22 protein-coding genes are annotated in these 21199 nt (G+C 61.3%); 10 read left to right on the forward strand and 12 right to left on the reverse strand.

The features are described 5' to 3' along the window. Window positions 1-11: 11 nt before the first annotated feature. The 4 genes from R8871_RS09705 (at window position 12) to R8871_RS09720 (ending at window position 3406) form a co-directional block, all read left to right on the forward strand. Window positions 12-596: an IMPACT family protein gene (locus R8871_RS09705; RefSeq protein WP_175050238.1), complete on the forward strand. Its 585-nt coding sequence runs from the start codon at window positions 12-14 to the stop codon at window positions 594-596. Between the two features lie 243 nt (window positions 597-839). Further along, window positions 840-1379 carry a hypothetical protein gene (locus R8871_RS09710; RefSeq protein ID WP_175050239.1) on the forward strand — a complete coding sequence of 180 codons (540 nt, stop codon included), beginning with the start codon at window positions 840-842 and terminating at the stop codon, window positions 1377-1379. 162 nt (window positions 1380-1541) lie between these two features. Next, window positions 1542-2162 (forward strand): LysE family translocator, encoded by a 621-nt coding sequence (locus R8871_RS09715; protein ID WP_175050240.1) that lies wholly within the window; start codon window positions 1542-1544, stop codon window positions 2160-2162. A gap of 266 nt (window positions 2163-2428) precedes the next feature. Then, window positions 2429-3406, forward strand: a complete 978-nt coding sequence (locus R8871_RS09720) for a 2-dehydropantoate 2-reductase (protein ID WP_054042627.1) — start codon at window positions 2429-2431, stop codon at window positions 3404-3406. Window positions 3407-3500: 94 nt separating this feature from the next. Here R8871_RS09720 and R8871_RS09725 read toward each other — a convergent pair whose 3' ends face one another. The 3 genes from R8871_RS09725 to oxlT are packed head-to-tail and all read right to left on the reverse strand — an operon-like array spanning window position 3501 to window position 7293. Next, window positions 3501-4952: an aldehyde dehydrogenase family protein gene (locus tag R8871_RS09725; protein WP_175050693.1), complete on the reverse strand. Its 1452-nt coding sequence runs from the start codon at window positions 4950-4952 to the stop codon at window positions 3501-3503. Continuing rightward, the gene (locus tag R8871_RS09730) at window positions 4942-5922 is read right to left on the reverse strand and encodes a LysR family transcriptional regulator (protein WP_175050241.1); all 981 of its coding nucleotides are present in this window, start codon (window positions 5920-5922) and stop codon (window positions 4942-4944) included. Before R8871_RS09730 ends, R8871_RS09725 begins: the two co-directional genes overlap by 11 nt. Window positions 5923-5952: 30 nt before the next feature. Further along, entirely contained in the window at window positions 5953-7293 is a 1341-nt protein-coding gene (gene oxlT / locus R8871_RS09735; protein ID WP_175050242.1) for an oxalate/formate MFS antiporter, read from the reverse strand. A 373-nt stretch (window positions 7294-7666) separates the two neighbouring features. Here oxlT and R8871_RS09740 point away from each other — a divergent pair, with 373 nt between their 5' ends. Both R8871_RS09740 and R8871_RS09745 read left to right on the forward strand, forming a co-directional pair. Continuing rightward, window positions 7667-8614, forward strand: a complete 948-nt coding sequence (locus R8871_RS09740) for a LysR family transcriptional regulator (protein WP_175050694.1) — start codon at window positions 7667-7669, stop codon at window positions 8612-8614. A gap of 108 nt (window positions 8615-8722) precedes the next feature. After that, the gene (locus R8871_RS09745) at window positions 8723-9028 is read left to right on the forward strand and encodes an HAD family hydrolase (protein ID WP_175050243.1); all 306 of its coding nucleotides are present in this window, start codon (window positions 8723-8725) and stop codon (window positions 9026-9028) included. Window positions 9029-9087: 59 nt separating this feature from the next. Here the strand turns inward: R8871_RS09745 and R8871_RS09750 are convergent, their stop codons facing one another. From R8871_RS09750 to R8871_RS09770, 5 genes are all read right to left on the reverse strand, one after another. Then, window positions 9088-9732, reverse strand: coding sequence for an NAD(P)(+) transhydrogenase (Re/Si-specific) subunit beta (locus tag R8871_RS09750; protein WP_175050244.1), 645 nt, complete (start codon window positions 9730-9732; stop codon window positions 9088-9090). Beyond that, complete coding sequence (locus tag R8871_RS09755; protein WP_175050245.1) at window positions 9729-10514, reverse strand: fumarylacetoacetate hydrolase family protein; 786 nt, start codon at window positions 10512-10514, stop codon at window positions 9729-9731. Before R8871_RS09755 ends, R8871_RS09750 begins: the two co-directional genes overlap by 4 nt. An 18-nt stretch (window positions 10515-10532) precedes the next feature. Further along, a complete protein-coding gene (gene frc / locus R8871_RS09760) occupies window positions 10533-11780 on the reverse strand; it encodes a formyl-CoA transferase (RefSeq protein WP_175050246.1) in 1248 nt (415 codons plus the stop codon). 446 nt (window positions 11781-12226) lie between these two features. Continuing rightward, entirely contained in the window at window positions 12227-12946 is a 720-nt protein-coding gene (locus tag R8871_RS09765; protein ID WP_175050247.1) for a GntR family transcriptional regulator, read from the reverse strand. Further along, window positions 12924-13148: a hypothetical protein gene (locus R8871_RS09770; protein ID WP_175050248.1), complete on the reverse strand. Its 225-nt coding sequence runs from the start codon at window positions 13146-13148 to the stop codon at window positions 12924-12926. Before R8871_RS09770 ends, R8871_RS09765 begins: the two co-directional genes overlap by 23 nt. 368 nt (window positions 13149-13516) lie before the next feature. Here R8871_RS09770 and shiA point away from each other — a divergent pair, with 368 nt between their 5' ends. The 3 genes from shiA to R8871_RS09785 all read left to right on the forward strand — a co-directional run bounded on the left by shiA (window position 13517) and on the right by R8871_RS09785 (window position 16841). After that, a complete protein-coding gene (gene shiA, locus R8871_RS09775; protein ID WP_175050249.1) occupies window positions 13517-14845 on the forward strand; it encodes a shikimate transporter in 1329 nt (442 codons plus the stop codon). Window positions 14846-15298: 453 nt separating this feature from the next. Continuing rightward, window positions 15299-16702: an L-lactate MFS transporter gene (locus tag R8871_RS09780; RefSeq protein ID WP_175050250.1), complete on the forward strand. Its 1404-nt coding sequence runs from the start codon at window positions 15299-15301 to the stop codon at window positions 16700-16702. Between the two features lie 10 nt (window positions 16703-16712). Beyond that, the gene (locus R8871_RS09785) at window positions 16713-16841 is read left to right on the forward strand and encodes an MFS transporter small subunit (RefSeq protein ID WP_175050251.1); all 129 of its coding nucleotides are present in this window, start codon (window positions 16713-16715) and stop codon (window positions 16839-16841) included. 140 nt (window positions 16842-16981) lie between these two features. Here the strand turns inward: R8871_RS09785 and R8871_RS09790 are convergent, their stop codons facing one another. Then, window positions 16982-17407 carry a DUF3830 family protein gene (locus tag R8871_RS09790; RefSeq protein ID WP_054042606.1) on the reverse strand — a complete coding sequence of 142 codons (426 nt, stop codon included), beginning with the start codon at window positions 17405-17407 and terminating at the stop codon, window positions 16982-16984. A 608-nt stretch (window positions 17408-18015) separates the two neighbouring features. After that, window positions 18016-18927 carry a helix-turn-helix domain-containing protein gene (locus R8871_RS09795; RefSeq protein ID WP_175050252.1) on the reverse strand — a complete coding sequence of 304 codons (912 nt, stop codon included), beginning with the start codon at window positions 18925-18927 and terminating at the stop codon, window positions 18016-18018. Between the two features lie 184 nt (window positions 18928-19111). Here R8871_RS09795 and R8871_RS09800 point away from each other — a divergent pair, with 184 nt between their 5' ends. Beyond that, entirely contained in the window at window positions 19112-20113 is a 1002-nt protein-coding gene (locus R8871_RS09800; RefSeq protein ID WP_175050253.1) for a helix-turn-helix transcriptional regulator, read from the forward strand. 154 nt (window positions 20114-20267) lie between these two features. On the opposite strand, the gene R8871_RS09805 is transcribed toward R8871_RS09800, so the two are convergent. Next, window positions 20268-20789 (reverse strand): acyltransferase, encoded by a 522-nt coding sequence (locus tag R8871_RS09805; RefSeq protein WP_175050254.1) that lies wholly within the window; start codon window positions 20787-20789, stop codon window positions 20268-20270. Window positions 20790-20806: 17 nt separating this feature from the next. Continuing rightward, window positions 20807-21199 carry a nuclear transport factor 2 family protein gene (locus R8871_RS09810; RefSeq protein ID WP_175050255.1) on the reverse strand — a complete coding sequence of 131 codons (393 nt, stop codon included), beginning with the start codon at window positions 21197-21199 and terminating at the stop codon, window positions 20807-20809.

The following is a 21199-nucleotide window of genomic DNA, read 5'->3' on the forward strand; positions in this document are numbered from 1 at the left end:
AAGTCTTTGCCTTGCCCACCTACACCTTGCCCGCGCCGCTCTCCGCGGAACTCGAGATTCGCAAAAGCCGTTTCATCGCGCACGCGATACCGGTCGCCGACCGCGACGCCGCGATGGCCGAGTTGCGGCGCCTGCGCGACGAGCATCCAGGCGCGACGCATGTGTGCTGGGCGCTGCTGGCAGGTGGCCAGTCAGGCATGTCCGACGACGGCGAGCCGTCCGGCACCGCGGGCCGGCCGATTCTCGAAGTGCTGCGGCATCACGACCTAGACGGCGTGCTGGCCGCCGTCGTGCGGTATTACGGCGGCGTGAAGCTGGGCGCCGGCGGGTTGGTGCGAGCGTATACCGACGCGATTGCTTCGGTTCTACTGGACGCGCCGCGGGTGGAGAGGATTGCCCAGGTTACGCTGATCGTCGAAGTGAGCTACGCCGATGAAGCGAAGGTGCGCAGATGGATCGAGGCTGAAGGTTATGGCCTTGTGGACAGTGCCTACGGGATGCTGGTGAAGATGACGGTCCGCCTGCCCGTCAACGCGATAGACGAGGCCCGGCTAGCCCTGGTGGATATGACTCAGGGGAAAGCCGGGTTCTTTTGATCGCATTGGCCTCGGAGCGAGGCTACTTCAATAGTTCGAGAATTCCGGACCCCGATCCACTTTAGAAGATGCACGGGATCGGCTCGCTGTTACCATGCTGCTCTGTACCGGAATGACTCAACTTAAAAGGCAATTCCTCTGACCTCGACCGACGCTTTTTCCAGCACAGCGCCCGAGTCGCCGCAACGGAGTCAGTCTCTGCGGCCATCGCTCGATCCCATGCGTCCGGGCCTGAGATCCACCGTGCTCAAGGGTTGCGGCGTCGTCGCGCTGCCGTTGATGCTGTCCGCATGCTCGTGGTCGTGGTTCGGCCTGAATTGCCCACCGCGCGCAACCGCGCATCCAACCGGTTGGCTGAGCGTCGCGCCCGCCGGCGATTTCGCCTACATGCCGGCTCGCAACGGCCAGGTTTCGCCGAACCGGATCGAAAACACGGCGATGACTGGCATCGTGCTAAAAAGCGATATCAATGAGACCGTGCGCAACAGCATTGTCAGCAACTTGCAGATCGCGGGTTTTCATCTCACTGAAGGCAGGAAGGTGCTAAGCGGCAGCATCGAGAAGTTCACGGTGGACGACGCACGCTCGCCGGCATTCTGGACGCTGAAAATGCGCTACATCGTGACCGATGCCACGACCCAGAAGGTTGTGTTCTCAACCACCAAGACGGTCCGGCAGAAGTCGCCCAAATTCACGAGCAATACCATCGCAATCGAAGACACGGTCAAACTGAGTGTCGAGGCGCTGATCAGCGACCCAGGTTTTGTTAATTCGGTGAATTAAACGGACAGACCGGACCGGCGCCATGCGCCGATTCGCTACAATCGGGGAATATCGAGGGGACCGCAAAATCCGGCAGAATCGTGCAGAATCGAAGCGCCGCTGGCGCCTGCCGTCTCGCGTGCCCGATTCTGCAACCCTGCGCCCTTCTCTGTGCGAGCCGTCATGTCTATCACCGCCTGGCTGTTCTTCCTGCCCGCCTGCTTCGCGATCAACCTCGCGCCCGGCCCGAACAATCTTCTCTCCATTAACGTTGCCGCGCGTCACGGCTTCATCACGGCTTTCGTCGGCGGCACCGGCCGGCTGGTCGCGTTCGCGCTGATGCTGGTGCTGGCCGCGACCGGCCTCGCCGTCGTGCTGCACGCATCCGAATGGTTCTTTCTCGCGATCAAACTGGCCGGCGCCGCGTATCTGATCTGGCTTGCCATTCAGTTGTGGCGCAGCGACGCGCCGGCCATCGATACGATCCAGCAGGACGATGCATCGCTCTGGCGAATTGCGCGGCAGGAGTGTCTCGTGGCTGCGGGCAATCCGAAGGCGATTCTGGTTTTCACCGCATTTTTGCCGCAGTTCGTCGATATCGCCAAACCGATGCTGCCGCAGTTCGCGGTGCTCGGGGCGAGCTTTCTGGTCCTCGAATGGGTGGCGATTGCGCTGTATTCGTGGGCTGGCATGCACCTTGGCAAGTGGCTGGTTCGCGCCAAGGTTCGCCGGTGGTTCAATCGCTGCTGCGGAGCGTTTCTGGCGGCAATCGGCGTAAGCTTTCTGCTGGTTCGGCGGACGTAAAACGCCTGAACTCGAAACTTAATATTCAGCTTTCCGAATTATCTCTCCAGCAGCGCTGCAGCTGCACGACGCCTTCTCGCACCGTTGAAATCCGAATCGCAGTCAGCCTGTTCGTGCAATCATAAACAATAGGTAATGGACGGCTGCATAAACTTTAACTGTCAGTAATTGACCTGCGCCTTTATGCTCGAAGAATGACCCGCCGCCGCGGCAGGACCCTGCGCGGCATCGGACAAGCGACTTCTCATAGTCATAGGGGCGGCATCATGAAGATCTGTATCTTCGGAGCAGGAGCGATTGGCGGTTTGATGGGCGTACAACTGGCGCGTGCCGGCGCGGATGTGAGCTTCGTCGCGCGCGGGGCGCACCTTGCTGCAATGCGAGAACACGGCGCACGCCTGATCATGGACGGCGAGACGATCAGCGCACCGGTACGCTGCACGTCCGACCCGCGCGAACTCGGCGTACAAGACTTCGTGATCATCACGCTGAAGGCGCACTCGCTGCCCGGCGTAGTCGACGCGATGCAGCCGCTCCTCGGCAAACACACGGCCATCGTCACCGGCGTCAACGGCATTCCCTATTGGTACTTCTATCAGCACGGCGGAAAATTCGCCGGTACGCGCCTCGCCAGCATCGACCCGGACGGCAGCCAATGGACCAAACTCGGACCGGAACGCGCGATCGGCTGTGTGCTGTATCCTGCTGCGGAAATCGTCGAGCCGGGCGTCATCAAGCATGTGTACGGCAAGAAATTCCCGATCGGCGAGCCGAGCGGCGAACGCACGCCGCGTATTCAGCAATTGCACGAGATCATGCAGGCAGCGGGTTTCGATGCGCCGATTCGCGACAACATCCGCGACGAAATCTGGCTCAAGCTGTGGGGCAACCTGTGCTTCAATCCGATCAGCGCATTGACCCACGCCACGCTCGACATTCTCACCAGCGATCCCGGCACACGCGCGGTATCGCGCACGATGATGCTGGAAGCCAAGCGCATTGCGGATCAATTCGGCGTGCATTTCCGCGTAGATGTGGAAAAACGCATCGACGGTGCGGGTGCGGTCGGCGCGCATAAGACCTCGACGCTGGTCGATCTGGAGAATCGCCGTCCGATGGAGATCGATCCGCTGTTGACGGTCGTGCAGGAAATGGGCCGTCTCGTTGCCGAGCCCACGCCGACTATCGATGTCGTGCTCGCCCTCATCAAGCTGCGCGAACGGATGGCATTGCAGGGCGATTGAGATTGCGCGTCAACGCACGCTGCAGCTAATCTCTCTCACAAGCTTCAGTTCAGAAAAGGATCGAACGCCACGCGTTCGATCCTTTTTTACTTCGCTATTGATCGATCGCAAGCCACACCGCCTTGGGCTCGGTGAAGTTCTCAATCGCCACGTCGCCGTGCTCGCGGCCAAAGCCCGAATCGCCGGAGCCGCCCCAAGGCAAGCGCACATCGGTATAACCGTAGGTATTGATCCATACGGTGCCCGCCTTCAGGTCACGCGCCACCCGATGCACGCGGCCGATATCCGCGCTCCATACGCCGGCTGCGAGGCTATACAAAGTGCCGTTAGCGATACGGATCGCATCGGCCTCATCGTTGAAGCGAATCACGCTCGCCACCGGCCCGAAGATCTCCTCCTGCGAAATCCGCATTTCATGCTCGACGTTGGCAAACACCGTCGGCTCGACGAAAAAGCCGCGCTCGCCCACCCGTACGCCGCCAGTCACGAGCGATGCCCCTTCGGAGCGCCCTGTCTCGACATAGCCGAGCACGGTTTTCATCTGCGCGGCGGAGATAAGCGGACCCATCGACGTTTCGCGCGCAGCCGGATCGCCGACCTTGATCGCCTTCGCACGCGCCGCGAGACGCTCGACCACTTCGTCATAGACGTCGCGATGAGCCAGAATGCGCGAGCCGGCCGAACATACCTGGCCAGTGTTGAAGAAAATCCCCGACGCCGCGGCTCGCACCGCATTGTCGAGATTCGCATCCGGGAAAATCAGGTTTGCCGACTTGCCGCCGAGTTCGAGCGTGACGCGCTTGAAGTTGCCGGCCGCGCCCTGCAGAATGCCGCGCCCCACGGAAGGCGAGCCCGTGAAGGTCACCTTGTCGACTCCGGGGTGCGCCACCAGCGCATCGCCAACCACTCGCCCTTTTCCGGTGACGATATTCAGTACTCCCGGCGGCACACCCGCCTCGAGCGCGAGTTCGCCGAGGCGCAACGCGGTCAGCGGCGTAATTTCCGCGGGCTTCACGATCAACGTGCAACCGCATGCCAGCGCGGGCGCGATTTTCCACATGCCGATCATCAGCGGGAAATTCCACGGCACGATCGCGGCGACCACGCCGACCGGCTCGCGCAGCGTGTACGTCAAGGCATCGGGACGTACCGGCACCACCTGCCCATTGATCTTGTCGCACCAGCCTGCGTAGTATTCGAGCGTATCGATCGCCGCCGGAATATCCTGGCGCATTACCGCCGAGATGGGTTTGCCGGCGTCGAGGCTTTCGAGCGCCGCGAGTTCGTCCAGATTCGCGCGCATCAGACCGGCTAGACGCATCAGTATGCGGCCACGCTCGGCTGCTCGTATCGCGTTCCACACTTTCAATGCGGCACGCGCCGCGTGCACTGCGGTATCGACATCGGCCGCGCTGCCTTGTGCAACCAGCGCGATCGGCTCTTCGGTCGCCGGATTGATGTCGATGGAATATTCGCCTGTGCCGGGCGGCAAACGCTTGCCGTCGATCAGCAAATCATGGCGCCTGAGGTCGGTTTCAGTTTCCATCATGAAGCTCCTTGCTTGGGATGTTGCGTGAGCTGACCGGCAGCGGATCGGCCGGCTCCGCGCCGGCGGCAGGCGAAGCCACCCCGGCGAGCGCTGCAAACTGCGCCCAGGCCGCTGCGGCGTTGGGTCTGAGGGAACGATTGCGACGATGCACGAGCAGCGTCATCAGATTCAACTCGGGAACGAGCGGCCGGCTCACTAGTGACGCGCCGGGCGCGGGCCAATGTCCATCGACGGGTAAGACGCCAACGCCAAGGCCCAATTCGACCATGCGCGACACTGCCGCAACGTGGCCGAGTTCCTGCACGGGCCGTCGCTTCAGACCGTGCGAATTGAAGGCAAGATCGAGCGCGGCGCGCACGCCGGCGTCGGCATTCAACGTGACGAGCGCCCACTCCTGCAACGCGCGCCATGCGACGCTGGCTTGCCGCGCCAGCGGATGCGCGGGCGGCATCACCACATGCAGCGGCGTGGTGAACACCACTTGCGCGTGCAACTGATCGTTCGCCAAAGGCTCCGCCACCGAGACCACGCCGAAGTCCACTTCCCCCTGCTCGACGCTCGCGAGCACGCCGCTTTGCGATTGATCCCTGACGGACACGATCAGCTCGGGAAACGCTGTCGCGCAACGCGCCAGCCCCTGCGCCACCCAGCTTGACGACAACACGGGATTGCTCGCCAGCACGACTACGCCAGTGTGTCCGTCGTAAGCGGCACGCTCCTCGCGCAGCGTCAATTCGATTTCGTCGAGCAGGCGGCCGATTCTGCGCTCGAGACTCGCGCCCGCATGAGTCAGTTCTACCTGCCGCGTGGTACGGTCGAACAGCTTCAATTCAACAGCGTCTTCAAGTTCACGCACGCAGCGGCTCACCGCCGACTGCGTCAGATCGAACTCGCGCGCCGCGCGCGTAAAGCTCCGTTCACGCGCGACGGCGACAAACACCTTGAGTTGCTGCAACGAAACATTCATAACGTTACTGCCGGGTGTGGGTAGGTCACCCTATTCCCCTGTCTGCTCAGGCCAGTGGCTAAGCCGCGAAGCCTTGCTGCCGGCAACGGCCAGCACGCCCTGGGGTTCGTTGTGCGCTTCGATCCAGCGCGAGCGCATGGGCGCAAGAATAAACTTCGCCGAAACGCCCGCGGCGATCGTGACGACGGCGGACACGATAAAGACGAGACTCCAGCCGCCCGTGGCCGACAGCACCGAAGCAATCGGCACCAGCAGCGAGGCCGTGCCCTTCGCGGTGTACAGCGTGCCCGCATTGGCCGCCGCATATTTGCTGCCGAAGGTATCGGCGCAAATCGCCGGGAAGATCGAGAAAATTTCGCCCCAGAACAGGAAGATCAACGCGGCGAACGTCATGAACGCATACGGGTTGGTGCCGTACTGCATGAGGCCGAGCAATGCGAGACCCTCGCCGATGAAGATCACGAACATCGTGTTCTCACGACCGAGTTTGTCGGAGATAAAACCGCACAGCGGACGGGTAAAGCCGTTGCAGATATTGTCGATGGAAAGCGTGGCCGTGAGCAGCGGCAGCGTCATGCCGAAGATCGTCATCGGAATGCGTGCAAGCCCCCAGTCTTTGGCGATCGGACCGATTTGCGCGGTCGCCATCAGGCCGCCCGCCGCCACCGCGACAAACGAAACGTAGATCACCCAGAACACCGGTGTCTTGATCATCTGCCCCGGTGTGTAATCGACCTTGGTGACCGCGAACTTCTTCTTCGGTGCAGCTTGCTGGCGCAAGTTCGGTTTTTTCAACAGCAGCGCGAGCAAAAGTATGCTGACGCCCTGCAGGATTCCGAAGAAAAAGAAGGTGTGCTCGTAGCCCGAGCGCGTGATCATGTTGGCGATCGGAATGACCGTGACGGCCGCGCCCGCGCCAAAACCTGCAGCCGTCAAACCGGCCGCAAGACCACGGCGATCCGGAAACCACTTCAACGCGTTGCCGACACAGGTACCGTACACGCCGCCTGCGCCGATCCCGGCAATGACCGCTGACACATACAGCATCGGCAAGGTCGTCGCATACGAATTGATCACCCACGCGAGGCCGGCGCATACCGCGCCGCCCGCGACTACCGGGCGCGGTCCGAATTTATCGACCAGCCAGCCTTCCACCGGCACGAGCCACGTTTCTGTGAGAATGAAAATAGCGAACGCGAGCTGAATGGACGCTTCACCCCAGTGATGCCGCGAATTCATCGGCGTGACGAACAACGTCCATGCGTATTGCAGATTGGCTACCAATGCCATGCACATCATGCCGATGACGAGTTGCCACCAGCGGTTCGCCCAGAATACGCGAGTCGTGGTCTGCCGATTGATATCGTCCATGAACCTTGTCTCCGCTATTTATTGAGTGCGGCCGGCCGTCACGCCGCACTGTATGCGTCTCACCTTGTACTTATGCTCCGAACAGCGTTGCCATTCGGGAATATTTAATATTTGCGTCTTTAATTCGAATTCTTTAAGGCCTGTTCCTGCCTGAATCACCGTTTTTCAGACGATTTCTTTATTCCGATCAATTAAGTATTAGCGCTGTATCGGTGTTTCTCCGCCTCCCCTGCCATGCCTCGAATCCAAGCGTTAACCCGAATGCAGCGCCGGCAATTGCGCTTCTTATACAGCCTCATGCTAGGGTCATTGCTGAATAACTAATAATTAAAGTTTGTTATTATGTCGATTCATGTTTGCTTATACATCGGCCATGACGATGCGCAATGCCACTCTGCGGCAATTGAAGGTCTTTGAAACGGTAGCGCGCCACCTCAGCTTCTCGCGCGCCGCGGAAGAATTGCATCTGACGCAGCCCGCCGTCTCCACTCAGGTGCGGCAACTCGAGGAGCACGCAGGGCTGCCTCTGTTCGAGCAGCTCGGCAAAAAAATCTATCTGACGCCGGCCGGCACCGAGATGCTTCACTACAGCCGCGCGATCATTCAGCAGTTCCACGAAGTCGACGAGGCGATGAGTCAGCTCAAGGGCGTCTCCGGCGGCAAGCTGAACGTCGCTGTGATCAGCGCCGGCGACTACTTTTTCCCGCGCCTGCTCGCAGAATTCACGCGGCGTTACGCGGGCGTCGTACTCAATCTTGCCGTCCACAATCGCGCGGAACTCTTGCATCAACTCGCGACCAACCAGACCGATCTCGCCGTGATGGTGCGGCCGCCGCACGAAACCGACGCGACCAACGAACCGTTCGCGCCGCACCCTTACGTGATCGTGGCGGCGCCCACGCATCCGCTCGCGCACAAACGCAACATCAAGATGAGCCAGTTGGCGGGCGAGGCTTTCATCGTGCGCGAACGCGGCTCGGATACCTGGAATTCGATGGAAGAAGGCTTCGCCGGCCGCCTTGCCAATCTGAAGATCGCGATGGAGATCAAGAGCACCGAAACGATCAAGCAGGCGGTGATCGCCGGCATGGGCATCGCGTTCCTGTCCGCGCATACGATCAGCCTCGAGTTGCAGCTCGGCCATCTGGTCGTGCTCGACGTCGAAAGTTTTCCCGTCATGCTCAACTGGTACGTCGTGCATCGGAAGAACAAGCGCCTGCCACCAGTTGCGGTCGCCTTCAAGCGCTTCCTGATGGAGGAAGGCGCGGGGCTTATCGAGAAGATCACCCGCGTGAAGGAATTGAGCGTCTATAAGCAGTAGGCTATGGAAAGCCAATGAAACTTTAACTATTGCGGATTGATCAGTATCCCTATGCTGCAAGTGAGTTCTCTCTTTAGTTCTCTCACCTGTCAGCCCAGGAGGCCGATCATGAACCACGCTGCGGTTGAGTCTCACGCCAGCACACGTACTGCACGCGCCACCGCGAACAATCCCGACGACGCCCATCTGAGCGCGTTCAACGCGGCGTTCAGCGACCTCGGCCTGCGGTTCCGCTGGGACCAGGCCACACTCGATGTGCTGAAGGAATTCAACAGCGAAGCGGCGCGCATCACCGCGTACATCGAGCGGTTTCACGCACATCTTCACAGCGCGTACGACGCCGAGTTTCTCGCCCAGATGATCCTGAGCAAGAAAGCCAGGTACTACAGCGAATTCGCGTCGGCCGGCGAATAAGCGCTTCGGCGGAACGATTCCGCCGCTCGCCCTGCTCGCCGCCCGGCGCATTGGTGTATTCATCTTTGGCGGCACATTGCACGGTGGGTGACGCGTTGGCGGACAAGCCTGCGCTTTTGTACGCCCACCGTTCCAGTGTTATGCCAGCCGCACCGGTGCCGGTATGCGGCCGCGCGCACCATGCCGGGCGTTATCTCGCGCAGCGCCCACGCCTGCTCCTCGCCGCCATGCCATTCGATGCGCGCCAGCAACCCGCGCTGCTCCAGCGCAAATCCATCACAACGTCCCGCAAACGCATGGCAGTGTGAATCGCGATCGTTCGAGTACGCACGGCTGGTCATCAGATGCGTGCCTAGCGCAACGGCCAGCACGCTCATCGCAAGCAGCGCGGCGAGTCCGAACGGCTGCGCCTGCTCCGTGACGAAGCCATAACCGAGCCAGCCGCACAGCAAAAGCGCCGAGACGTTGACAATGCCATGCCCCGGACGCGCGACTCTACTCAGGTCCAGCATGCCACGCAGTTTGCAGAATGCAATGGCAGAGGTGGCGAAAACCAGCGCGCCAATAAAGACCGCGGCATAGAGCTCGATACGCTCGACATTCGCCTGCACCGCCGCCGACAGGTAGCACGCAAACCCGCTCACCATGACGGCGAGCCCCGTGCCACTGCCGAGCAACGCAACGAGCCGCGGCCGTCGCGTCATAGCGCTATCTCACACACAGCGCTCAAGGTATTGCTCAACGTGCCGATCCCCTCGATTGAGATCGTCACGGTCGCGCCGTCCTTGATCGAGCCGACGCCGACCGACGTGCCGCACGCAATCACATCCCCCGGTTCGAGCGTTAAGTCTTGTGAAATCAGACTCACCTGCTCCGCAGGTGAAAACACCATATCGGCAAGCGGATAGTTCTGCCGCTCCACCCCGTCGAGCATCGTCACGAGACGTGCCGAATGCCAGTCAAAACCGGAGACGATCGAGGGTCCAATACAGCAGAACGTATCGAAGCCCTTCGCGCGGCACCATTGCGGAAAGTGCGGGTTCTCGTTCAGCAGATCGGCAGCGGTCACGTCGTTGACCAGCGTGTAGCCGAAAATCGATTCCGCGGCCTCTTCGACACTCGCGTCGCGACAGCGCCGCCCAATCACGATACCGAGTTCGCCTTCGTAGACGATCTTGCCCGCGTAACTAAGCGGCCGACGGATCGGTTCACCCGAACCGATCACCGATCCCGCCGGCTTCAGCAGAAATAGCGGATGCGCCGGCACGGGTTTGTCGAGCTTCGCCGCGAGCGCGTGAAAGTTATTCCACAACGCGACGATCTTGCCGGGCGCACAAGGCGCGAGCGGCGTGAGCGCGCGTGTCGACAACACCGCCCCGGTCGGCACGGGTTGATCGAGACTTTCGTACTCGTGCAGATAACCGCCTTCCACCCGGCCGAACACGACACCACCGTCGCTCGACATGAAACGCATCCACGTATCCATACATCGCTCCTTGAGCTCTCAAATCGCGCCGGCGGTCCGCAATGCGCTGATCTGCTCGGGCGAGTAGCCGAGTTCAGTCATCACCTCGTCGGTATGCTCACCCAGCAGCGGCGAGCGCTTGACTTCAGTCGGGCTGTCCGACAGTTTGATAGGATTACCAACCGTCAGATACTTGCCGCGAGTCGGGTGATCCACTTCGACAATCGTGCCGGTTTTACGCAGCGACGGCTCTTCGGCGATTTCCTTCATCGAGAGAATCGGCCCGCAAGGAATGTCGTATTTGTTAAGGATCTGCATGGCCTCGAACTTGGTCTTGGTCATGGTCCAGCGCTCGATCTCGGCAAAGATATCCTTCAGATGCGGCAAGCGCGCGGCAGGCGTCGCGTAGTTCGGATCCGTGGCCCATTCTTCCTTGCCGATCACGTTGCAGATCTTCGCCCACACCGGCGCCTGCGTGATGAAGTAGATATACGCATTCGGATCCGTCTCCCAGCCCTTGCACTTCAGAATCCAGCCGGGCTGACCGCCGCCCGAAGCATTCCCCGCTCGCGGCACCGCTTCACCGAACGTCCCGTTCGGATATTGCGGATACTCCTTCATCGTGCCGGTGCGTTCGAGCCGTTGCTGGTCGCGCAGCTTCACGCGGCACAGGTTGAGCACGCCGTCCTGCATCGCGGCGAGTACCTTCTGGCCGCGCCCGGTTTGCGTGCGCTGATACAGCGCCGTGACAATGCCGAGCGCCAGGTGCAAACCCGTGCCGCTGTCGCCGATCTGCGCGCCGCTCACCACCGGCGGACCATCGTCGAAACCGGTGGTCGAGGCCGCGCCGCCCGCGCATTGCGCAACGTTCTCGTAGACCTTGCAGTCCTCGTAAGGGCCGGGGCCGAAACCCTTCACGGAGGCCACGATCATGCGCGGGTTCAACTCCTGAATCCGCTCCCATGTGAAGCCCATCCGGTCCAATGCGCCCGGCGCGAAATTCTCCACCAGCACGTCGCATTTCTGGATCAGCGCCTCGAGCACCAGCTTGCCTTCCGGGTTCTTGGTATCGATCGTGACCGAGCGCTTGTTGTGATTGAGCATCGTGAAGTACAAGCTGTCCACGTCGGGAATGTCCCGTAGTTGCTCGCGCGTGATGTCGCCGGCGCCGGCCCGCTCCACCTTGATCACGTCCGCGCCGAACCACGCGAGCAACTGCGTGCAGGTCGGGCCCGATTGCACATGCGTGAAATCGAGAATGCGCACGCCGTCGAGTGCTTTGCTCATATCAAGTCTCCTGTCCTGATCAGTCAGTTGTGTGCAACGGTTATCGACCGACGCGCCCGCTTCGATAACGTCCGCTCGCGCGGATGTCTGCTTAGTCCCGGTACATACGGTATGTGATATATCACATTCAATCAAGCGCGATCTCAAAATGCGGCTGCTTCGGGATTTCTGCCCTGAATGCCTGTCAGGCCTACGTTTTACTAAGATTAAGCTGCGCCGGCCTGTTCGATTCGAGGGAAAACACTGAGGTGTCGCTTGTCTCGATCGCCTTTGATATATCACATACCACATTTCAGTCGTCGTCAAGCCGGGCTTAACCCCACCCGCTGCGTGGCGTCGACTAGAGAGGACGGAAATGGATCGGAAAAGCAAAAGGCCCGCGGTGACGTCATCACCGCGGGCCTTTCTTTGTCATTCGTTGCGCCAATCAGGCGCTTAAGCCGCCATCAATCCAGAAAATCGCAATTCGCTTCGACGAACGTCGCCAGATCGAGCGAATGCTGGCGTGCAAGACGCTCAGCCAGCTCGGTATCGCGCTGCTCCAGCGCCTCGATAATGCGCAGGTGGTCGACGATCGAACGCGACGCGCGGTCGCTTTGCGAAATGGTCATGCGGCGAATCGCCCGCACGTGGATGAAGATGTTCTTGATCGTGTCGAGAATGATCTGCGACTTCGACAGCTCGACGATCGCCTGATGAAACGCGATGTTGGCGTCGGAATACTCGGCGATGTGCTCGGCCGGCGTGGCGTCGCGGAAATTGTCGAACATGTGGCGCAGGCGGGCGATTTCCTCGTCCGTGGCGTGCAGCGTGGCAAGACGCGCCGCCATGCTTTCGAGCGCGGCCCACATCTGGATCATTTCGACGATTTCACGCTTGCTCTTGCGCACGATATAGATGCCGCGCCGCGGCACCATGCGCAGAAAACCTTCCTGTTCGAGCAACGTCATCGCCTCGCGCACCGGCGTGCGGCTCACGCCGAGCGATTCGCTCAGCACGCGCTCGTCGAGGCGGATTTCTTCGTGAGTCCGGTAGATATCCGCGTCGGCAATGGCCTGGCGCAGCATGGCGTACGCCTGATCGCGCAAGCTCACGCTCGCGCCGATCGGCTGCAGCGACAACGTCAGGGGTGTAGCCACTGCTTCAGTTTGAAGTTCTGACGACATTCATCGCCTCTTGTTGAACATGCGCACGATACGGCGCCACTGCGGCCATTCTGCCATCCTGTTCGCCCAGGCCGACGAACCGGCCATGTTGCGCTGCAAGTTGCGCAACCGGCTGCGGGATCCAGCGGGTCAGCAGAACAGTGGCGGCAGAGCCCAAACCTACGAAACCAACGGCGAGCAGCGCGAGAGGAACAAATTCCATTTGTAACTCCGAATGATTGAGTGAAAAGATGACTCAATCATATGCTGCAACGCCGCAAAAATCAATATTCCGTATGTAGTATATCAGTCGATGTTGTTTATAGGATTGCATTGCCAAGGTAGCACGGGCAACCCGCGGGCGGTTCCTCTGCTTGTCCCAACATCTGAAGCTCGGTGTAAACGCGCAAAACGCGCGCTATGCGCGCAGTCGCGTTCGATGATCGCGCAAATCCACCCGAATGCGGATTGTGGGAACCGCTATGCATCATTAACCTTCGAGGAATCCTGTGATGGGTCGTAGCAGCCCCTGCCCTGCATCTGCCGCGCGCTCCCAGACAGCATCCGAGAATTCGAAGGAGACACCGTCCTATGAGTACCACTATCCCGAGAGCGCCGAAAACGGTCATCACCGACAACCGCGCGGCACGCAGCCAGGCACGCAAGGCGGCGCTCGGCAGCTTTGTCGGCGCCGTAGTCGACTGGTATGACTTTCTGCTGTACGGCATCGTCGCCGCGCTCGTCTTCAACGCCGAGTTCTTCCCGAAAGTCAGCCCGGCAATGGGCACGCTCGCCGCATTCGCAACCTTTGGCGTCGGCTTTCTGTTCCGGCCGCTCGGCGGCTTCGTGTTCGGTCACTACGGCGACCGGCTTGGACGCAAGCGCATGCTGGTCCTCACGGTGATGATGATGGGCCTCTCCACCGCGGCAATCGGCCTGCTGCCGGCTTTCTCCACCATCGGCTGGTGGGCGCCGGTGCTGCTCGTCACATTGCGCGCGATCCAGGGCTTCGCGGTCGGCGGCGAATGGGGCGGCGCTGCCTTGATGGCGGTCGAAAGCGCGCCGGAGAAGAAGAAGGCGTTCTACAGCAGCGGCGTGCAGGTCGGCTATGGCGTGGGTCTGGTGCTCTCGACCGGGCTGGTCGCGATCATCAGCCGCTCGATGGACAACGCGTCGTTCCTGAGCTGGGGCTGGCGCCTGCCCTTCCTGTTCAGTGTGGTGCTGGTGCTGATCGCGCTGTGGATCCGCTCGAGCATGGAAGAATCGAAGGAGTTCGTCGAGAAGGTCGGCGAACGGGGTGAACGCAGCGTGCGGCTGCCGATCGTCGAGGCCTTGCTGAAGCACCCCAAGGCCTTTCTGCTGATCATCGCACTGCGCCTTGCCGAGCTGTTCACGATGTATATCGTGACCGCCTTCGCACTGAACTACTCAACGGCGAATCTGCACATGCCGCGCGAGTTCTTCCTCTCGATCGGTCTGCTGGTCGGCGCGGTGAGCTGCGTGACGATTCCGTGCTTCGCGTGGCTTGCGGACCGCTTCGGCCGCCGGCGCGTGTATATCATCGGCGCGCTGGTCGGCATGTTCAGCGCGGTGCCATTCTTCCTCGCCCTCGAAGCCCGCTCGACGGTGTGGATCGTGATCTTCGCGGTCATGCTTGCCAACGTCGCCCACGACATGGTCGTGAGCGTGCAGCAGCCGATGTTCACCGAACTGTTCGGCACCGAGTACCGCTATAGCGGCGCGGGTGTCGGTTATCAGGTGGCGAGCGTGGTGGGCGGCGGCTTCACGCCGTTTATCGCGGTGGCGCTGGTCAGCTTTGCCGACGGCTCCTGGCATCCGGTGGCGGCGTATCTGGCGATCGGCTGCCTGATCTCGGTACTCGTGGCGGCGAAGATGAAGACAGGGCGCACAGTCGCCTGATTTTCGCCGATGAGGATTGCGACGGGCCGGCGTGGCAAAGGTGCCACGCCGGCCCGTTGGCTTTTGAACGAACGTTAGATCTCTCGCGGGTGGAGGTGTACCACCCGCTTCCCCCTCGCTCCCCCCCAACACTCCGCTTTTTGCCGATTCCAGACACTGACTGCCTTGCATCCGGTAGTCCCTTCCCCGCGTTCGTGCCGCATTGCCGCATTTCAAAAAATTACAGTCGTATTTCACCAGGCTAATGCCTTATGCATTTAAATCTCATATTGCAAACGCCAGATTCGCGCCCTATCGTTCGACGAAACGAGTTTTGTCCGAATTTGACGATCTTCATATGAAATAAAAATACATATATCAAGGCCACACGAATCTGCAATTTTTACGCCGCGACACTAAAGCATTCCGTAAGAAACGCCGATAACAAAGCATTCGTCACACCGGAGACCGACCATGAGCAGCATCACCGAGCCGAGCGGGAATTCAGGCTCAGCCCCATTCTTTTCCAAACAGGCCACCATCGCGAAACCGGGGTTTTCGCGCTGGATGGTTCCACCCGCGGCGCTCGCCGTTCACCTTTGTATCGGTCAGGCGTACGCCTTCTCCGTGTTCAACGGTCCGCTCACCAAAGTCATCGGCATTACGCAATCCGCCGCTGACGACTGGTCGCTGACCTCGCTTGGCTGGATCTTTTCGCTGGCGATCGTGTTCCTGGGTTTGTCGGCGGCGTTTGCCGGCAAGTGGCTCGAACATGTCGGCCCGCGCCGCACGATGTTTACCGCGGCGTGCTGTTTCGGCGGCGGCTTCCTCGTCTCCGCGCTCGGCGTGCATCTGCATCAGATCGCGCTGCTCTATCTCGGCTACGGCGTGATCGGCGGGATCGGCCTCGGGCTCGGTTACGTCTCGCCGGTATCGACGTTGATCCGCTGGTTCCCGGACCGTCGCGGCATGGCGACCGGCATGGCGATCATGGGCTTCGGCGGCGGCGCGATGATTGCCGCGCCGTTGTCGGTGGCGCTGATGAATCACTTCCGCAGCGCGACCAGCATCGGCGTGGCCGAGACCTTCGTCGTGCTCGGCATTGCGTACTTCATCTCGATGTCGATCGGCGCGCTCGCGATTCGCGTGCCGCCGGCGGACTGGAAGCCGGCCGGCTGGACGCCGCCCGAGACCACCCAGAAGAAGATGATTTCGCGTAACCACGTGCACATCGATCAGGCGTTGAAGACGCCGCAGTTCTACCTGATCTGGCTGGTGCTGTTCCTGAACGTGACGGCCGGCATCGGCATTCTCGGCCAGGCGTCGGTGATGATTCAGGAGAGCTTCAAGGACACCGTGACGGCTGCCGCGGCGGCCGGTTTCGTCGGCCTGCTCTCACTGTTCAACATGGGCGGCCGTTTCGTGTGGGCGTCGGCTTCAGACTGGATTGGCCGCAAGAACACGTACTTCATCTTCTTCGCGCTCGGCGCCGTGCTGTACTACCTCGTACCCGGCTTTGCGGCTTCCGGCCAGATCGCCCTGTTCGTGCTCGCGTACTGCGTGATCCTGTCGATGTACGGCGGTGGTTTCGCGACGGTGCCCGCGTATCTCGCGGACATGTTCGGCACAGCGTTCGTCGGCGGCATTCACGGCCGTCTGCTGACTGCGTGGGCCGCGGCGGGTGTCGCCGGTCCGGTGCTGGTGAATTACATCCGTGCCTATCAGGTGGCGCACGGCGTGGCCAAGGCGGACGCCTACACGATGACGATCCACATCATGGTGGTGCTGCTGGTGATCGGTTTCGTCTGCAACCGGCTGGTCAAGCGCGTCGACGCCAAACACCACATGACCGACGCACAACTCGCCAAAGGCGCCTAAGGAGACTCGCATGTCGACCGTTCAAGCCGTTCATCCGACCAACAAGGTCAAGCTCGCCGTCTTCTGGCTGTATGTGACGCTGCCGCTGGCGTGGGGCGTGTTCAATACGCTCACGCAGGCGATGAAGCTGTTCAAGTAAGTTAAGTGTTGCACCGCACCTCGCGCGATCTAACGTGCGGGGTGCGAGCAAAGCTTCACAACGCGCGGCACGCGTTGCGCGCCTTCCCCCACCCACCGCCTGCGGCTACTGCGGATACATCGCACCGCCGCTTCAGAGCTTCAGATCTTCTCGAACAATACTTCTTGCGCGCCTTCCCACAGCACCTTGGTGCCGAGTTCGCGCAGCTTTTCCTTGCCTTCGACGATGGTCAGGAAATGATTGCCCGCGAGCTGGCCGAGCTTGCTTGCGAAGCAGCACGAGCCGTACGCAAGAATGATCTCCGTTTCGCTGTAGCCGCCCGGATAGAACAGGATGTCGCCCACCGAAGGATGGCTTGTATGATTTTCGAAGCCGACCGCCACACCGTCGTTTTCAAGCTTGAAGTCGCCGAGCGGAACCCAGCAGCCTTCGCCGCTCCAGCGCACATGAATGATCTTCTGACGGTACGGCAGAAGCTTCAGAAAGGCGGCCACCGTTTGCGGCGCGTCGGGATGCGTTTCGGCGGTAAAGACGTGGCCGCAGGAGGTGATTCGGAGTCGGGTCATCGCTAGGTATCCGGTGTGAAAGGGTGAGTGGAAGGGTCGGTCAGACGCCGGCTGGGGCCAAGCCGTCGGCACAACATTCTGTCGGCCGGTGCAAGGCTTCGACAGATACAGTTGCTATATAACTGGTCAGGCCAGTTAGTCCAGTGGCAGGGAGACAGCCTCGCATCGCACAGGCCGCCACGCGTTCATTGCGCCTCACTGTGTAATAACGCAACCTAGCAAGTGCAACGGTTGCAGGCGGTTTTATCCGTCACCGCGCATGGCACCCGACGGCTTCAAAATTGGCCGGAACAGCAGCGAGGCGCATCCATGCCAGGTTCATCCTCAATCGCGCCACGAAACTTCGTAGTTTGCAAGCCGCGCAATGCGCAGCAAACTGCGAAAAGTGCGTGATTGCCGTTTTCGGCGCTTCATCAAACCTTGCCCTCGACAACCCACCGCGACCGCCCTCGATACACGCTGCCACGCAGCGATTGGGCGCCCCCGCTCTGCACAGCAGCATAGCGTGTCGCGACCGACGAATCCCGCGTGCCGTCAAACGTCGGCATGCAGCTCGGGCATCGCATATTGGCGAGCCACCCGCACGATCCAGCCGCGCAACCTGACGCTCAGCCGCGCAGCCGGTAGGCAAGCGGCGTGACGCCGTAGCCACGCTTGAACTGCACGGAGAAGTGACTGGCATTCTCGAAACCAACCGCAAGCGCGATTTGCAGCACCGGCTGATCGGTGGCGCGCAGCAGCTTCGCGGCTTCCTCGAGACGCAGGCGCGTGACGAACTGATGGGGTGTTTCACCGGTCTCGCGGCGGAACACACGCGCAAAGTGGAAGCTGCTTAACCCGGCCTGCGCGGCCAGTTCGCTGATGGCCAGATCGGCGGCAAGATTGTCGCGAATGTAATCGGTTACACGGCGAATGCGGCGTGGCACCAGACGCTCGGGATGCGGCGGCAGGCCGGCCTTGGCGTGACGGCCACGCGAGTAATGTTGCAACAGATGAGCGGCGAGCGCGTGGGTCAGCGCGTCGACATACAGCCGCGAGTCGGCGGGATCGCCCGCGGCGCGATGCAATGCGCCAAGCATCTCGGCGATCAGTGGATCGTGGAACTGCATTGCGTCGCCCAGCGACAGTTCGCGTGAACCACCCAGTTCCATCTGGTCGGCGACGCTGTCGATCAGGCTGCGCTCCAGGTGCAAATGAACGGTCGACAGCGGTTCATCGCTGATCGAACGCCAGCGCCACGAGATCGGCACGGGCGGCACGAACCAGACGTCGCCCATACGCAGGTCGGCGCTCTCCCAGCGTCCGTCCAGGTTGCGCTCGAGGTGTTCGGCGCCGCTGCCGAGCGTCATCAGCGTGACGTCCTGCAGGCCGGGCGCCTCCAGCAGTTCCTGCTCGTCAGGTTCGAGATACGAGCGCAGCACCAGGTGCCGCCACGGGCGATCCACGCTCGACACCAGTTTCTGGCCCGCCATATAGCGGTCGTAGGCAAGCGTCGTTGTCAGCTTTGGAATTTTTGCCATCACGTCTCTTTCAGGGAGGTCCTATATGCACATGAGCAAACCCTGCCGCACCCGCGTCGTCGGTTAGAGGTCAGCGCAAGATCTCAAAAATGATAGCAAGGAACCGGCTACCGTAATATTTGGAAATAGTTAATCATCCAGGTTGTCGTCTTTCACGCGTTTCGAACGCCGGAGCTACCGTTTCATGGAACACGAATGCGATACGTTGCCGCATTGGCTGACGGGCTCGCCGCAAGGCGAGGCCAGCCACGTGTCGGCGGCATACAACTCAGCGGTTACCGCACAACCGGCTTACCCGGCCGGCACGCGGCAACTCGAGAATTCAGCCCACGCGGCTGAAGCATCCAGAACTTCAACCCGCATGGCGTCAGGCATATCGGCCGGCGGTTTCCTGACTCTTTTCACAGAAGAGGAGATCGGCACGCCCTCGCCCGCCTCACGACGTGCAGCGCCAGTCATCAGTCCGCTGGTGCGTTTTGGCAGTGCGCAGGACCGCATCGAATTCGTGCGGCGGCGCATCAAACAACTCGGCTTCGACTCGTTCAGCTATTCGGCCACGCGCACCACCGCGCATCACAAGTCGATGTTCGTGCTGACCAGCTACGAGTCGCAGACGTGGCTCACGCGCTATTTTCGCGAGCGTTATTTCGAGCTCGATCCGCGCGTCGCGCTCGCGTCGCCGACCGGCATGCCGTTCCTCTGGAACACCGCCGACATGCGCGCCGACCTGCCGCGCGCGCAGATGCGCAGCGAGCGGCTCGGCGGGTTGATCGACATGCTGGAGGCCACCGGCCGCAAAAGCGGGATTCTCACGCAGATGCCGCTACCCGAGCCGGAGCTGAGCGCGAGCCTGTGCTTCAACTCGGAGATCGGCAACCCGCGCTGGATGACGGAATCGATCGTGGCCGAAACGCTGATGTTCGCGCACACGATCCATGAGTTCATCTGGATGCACGCGAAAAGCGTGATCGGGATTGCACCCGAGCAGCAGCAGCGCGTCTCGCTGAGCGAACTGCAGCATGCAGTGCTGAAGGCGGTTGTGCAGGGGCAGCGCGACAAGGAAATTGCCTATTTCCTCGGGCTGTCGCCGCATAACGTCGACTACCACTTGCGGCGCTTGCGGCAGTTGTTCAACGTGCGCAATCGCGTGCAGCTGATCAATGTGGCGCAGGGGTATGTGACGTAGTAGATGGATGAAAGCGAGCCGCGGCCAGCGCATCTGCTGGTTGGCCGCGGCAGCTCGCTTGTTAGCGCTGGCCGCATCGGTACGCCTGTTACGCGCCGGCCTCAATGACATCGCGCGACAGCACGCGACATCGCGCAAGGCGCGGCGTCGAACCTCAAACACTGCGCAAGGTGCGCAGGCAATCTGCCGCAAGCTGCTGGTAAAGCCGGGTTCCGGACGATTTCGCCATGATCTCGTCCTCGCTGAGGGTGCGCACCACCCGCCCTGGCACGCCGGCCACCAACACGCCCGCCGGCACCCGCCAGTCCTTCTTGACGAACGCGCAAGCGGCCACGATGCTCGCCTCGCCGAGCACGACGCCGTCCATGACAACCGCATGCATGCCCACCATCGTGTTCGGCTCCAATGTCGCGCCGTGAATGATCGCGCTGTGCCCGACATGACTGTCGACGCCAAGCCGGCAAGCATTCGCCACGCCGGTGTGCAGCACACAACTGTCCTGCACGTTGCTGCCACGCTCCACGATCACCGCGCCGAAATCCCCCCGCAGGCTCGCATGCGGCCCGATGTAACAGCAGGCGGCCACCGTCACGTCGCCGATCAGCACGGCGCTCGGATGAACATACGCTGACGGATCGACACGCGGCCGCTTACCGTTGAACTCGTAGAGCGCCATCGCGCCGCCGTTCCGGTTCAGCTCGCGTCAGCGAGCACGTGATAGTCGTCGGCGCCCCAGTACGCACGCATGCGCAGAATCTTGCCGTCGGCGTCGAAGTCCATCACGTCGGTCACGTCGATATGCGCGGGCCGGCCGTCTTGCCCCGTGATATGCACGCGAAAGCTGATCGACGCGCTATTGCCGTGCGAGCCGCGCGGCGGCGCCATCAGCTCGAGCCGCGCGCCCACCGAAGTCGCATACGTATAGAACGTTTCGATCTCGCTCCTGCCCTCTTTCAGGGGCGTGCCGACCGGATCTTCGACGCTCGCGTTGTCGGCGAATAGCGCAACGACGCGTGCAGCATCGGCGGCATTGAACGCCTCGATGTAGTCGACGAGGCGCGCCTTCATGTTTTCACTGGTGTTCAT

The sequence above is a fragment of the Paraburkholderia sediminicola genome, from assembly GCF_902859805.1.
Taxonomy (GTDB): domain Bacteria; phylum Pseudomonadota; class Gammaproteobacteria; order Burkholderiales; family Burkholderiaceae; genus Paraburkholderia; species Paraburkholderia sediminicola.

Coding starts and splice junctions, on each gene's coding strand:
- R8871_RS09715 (WP_175050240.1), top strand. CDS start 1,542: ATGTCTATCACCGCCTGGCTGTTCTTCCTGCCCGCCTGCTTCGCGATC.
- R8871_RS09720 (WP_054042627.1), top strand. CDS start 2,429: ATGAAGATCTGTATCTTCGGAGCAGGAGCGATTGGCGGTTTGATGGGC.
- R8871_RS09725 (WP_175050693.1), bottom strand. CDS start 4,952: ATGGAAACTGAAACCGACCTCAGGCGCCATGATTTGCTGATCGACGGC.
- R8871_RS09730 (WP_175050241.1), bottom strand. CDS start 5,922: ATGAATGTTTCGTTGCAGCAACTCAAGGTGTTTGTCGCCGTCGCGCGT.
- oxlT (WP_175050242.1), bottom strand. CDS start 7,293: ATGGACGATATCAATCGGCAGACCACGACTCGCGTATTCTGGGCGAAC.
- R8871_RS09740 (WP_175050694.1), top strand. CDS start 7,667: ATGACGATGCGCAATGCCACTCTGCGGCAATTGAAGGTCTTTGAAACG.
- R8871_RS09745 (WP_175050243.1), top strand. CDS start 8,723: ATGAACCACGCTGCGGTTGAGTCTCACGCCAGCACACGTACTGCACGC.
- R8871_RS09750 (WP_175050244.1), bottom strand. CDS start 9,732: ATGACGCGACGGCCGCGGCTCGTTGCGTTGCTCGGCAGTGGCACGGGG.
- R8871_RS09755 (WP_175050245.1), bottom strand. CDS start 10,514: ATGGATACGTGGATGCGTTTCATGTCGAGCGACGGTGGTGTCGTGTTC.
- frc (WP_175050246.1), bottom strand. CDS start 11,780: ATGAGCAAAGCACTCGACGGCGTGCGCATTCTCGATTTCACGCATGTG.
- R8871_RS09765 (WP_175050247.1), bottom strand. CDS start 12,946: ATGTCGTCAGAACTTCAAACTGAAGCAGTGGCTACACCCCTGACGTTG.
- R8871_RS09770 (WP_175050248.1), bottom strand. CDS start 13,148: ATGGAATTTGTTCCTCTCGCGCTGCTCGCCGTTGGTTTCGTAGGTTTG.
- shiA (WP_175050249.1), top strand. CDS start 13,517: ATGAGTACCACTATCCCGAGAGCGCCGAAAACGGTCATCACCGACAAC.
- R8871_RS09780 (WP_175050250.1), top strand. CDS start 15,299: ATGAGCAGCATCACCGAGCCGAGCGGGAATTCAGGCTCAGCCCCATTC.
- R8871_RS09785 (WP_175050251.1), top strand. CDS start 16,713: ATGTCGACCGTTCAAGCCGTTCATCCGACCAACAAGGTCAAGCTCGCC.
- R8871_RS09790 (WP_054042606.1), bottom strand. CDS start 17,407: ATGACCCGACTCCGAATCACCTCCTGCGGCCACGTCTTTACCGCCGAA.
- R8871_RS09795 (WP_175050252.1), bottom strand. CDS start 18,927: ATGGCAAAAATTCCAAAGCTGACAACGACGCTTGCCTACGACCGCTAT.
- R8871_RS09800 (WP_175050253.1), top strand. CDS start 19,112: ATGGAACACGAATGCGATACGTTGCCGCATTGGCTGACGGGCTCGCCG.
- R8871_RS09805 (WP_175050254.1), bottom strand. CDS start 20,789: ATGGCGCTCTACGAGTTCAACGGTAAGCGGCCGCGTGTCGATCCGTCA.
- R8871_RS09810 (WP_175050255.1), bottom strand. CDS start 21,199: ATGAACACCAGTGAAAACATGAAGGCGCGCCTCGTCGACTACATCGAG.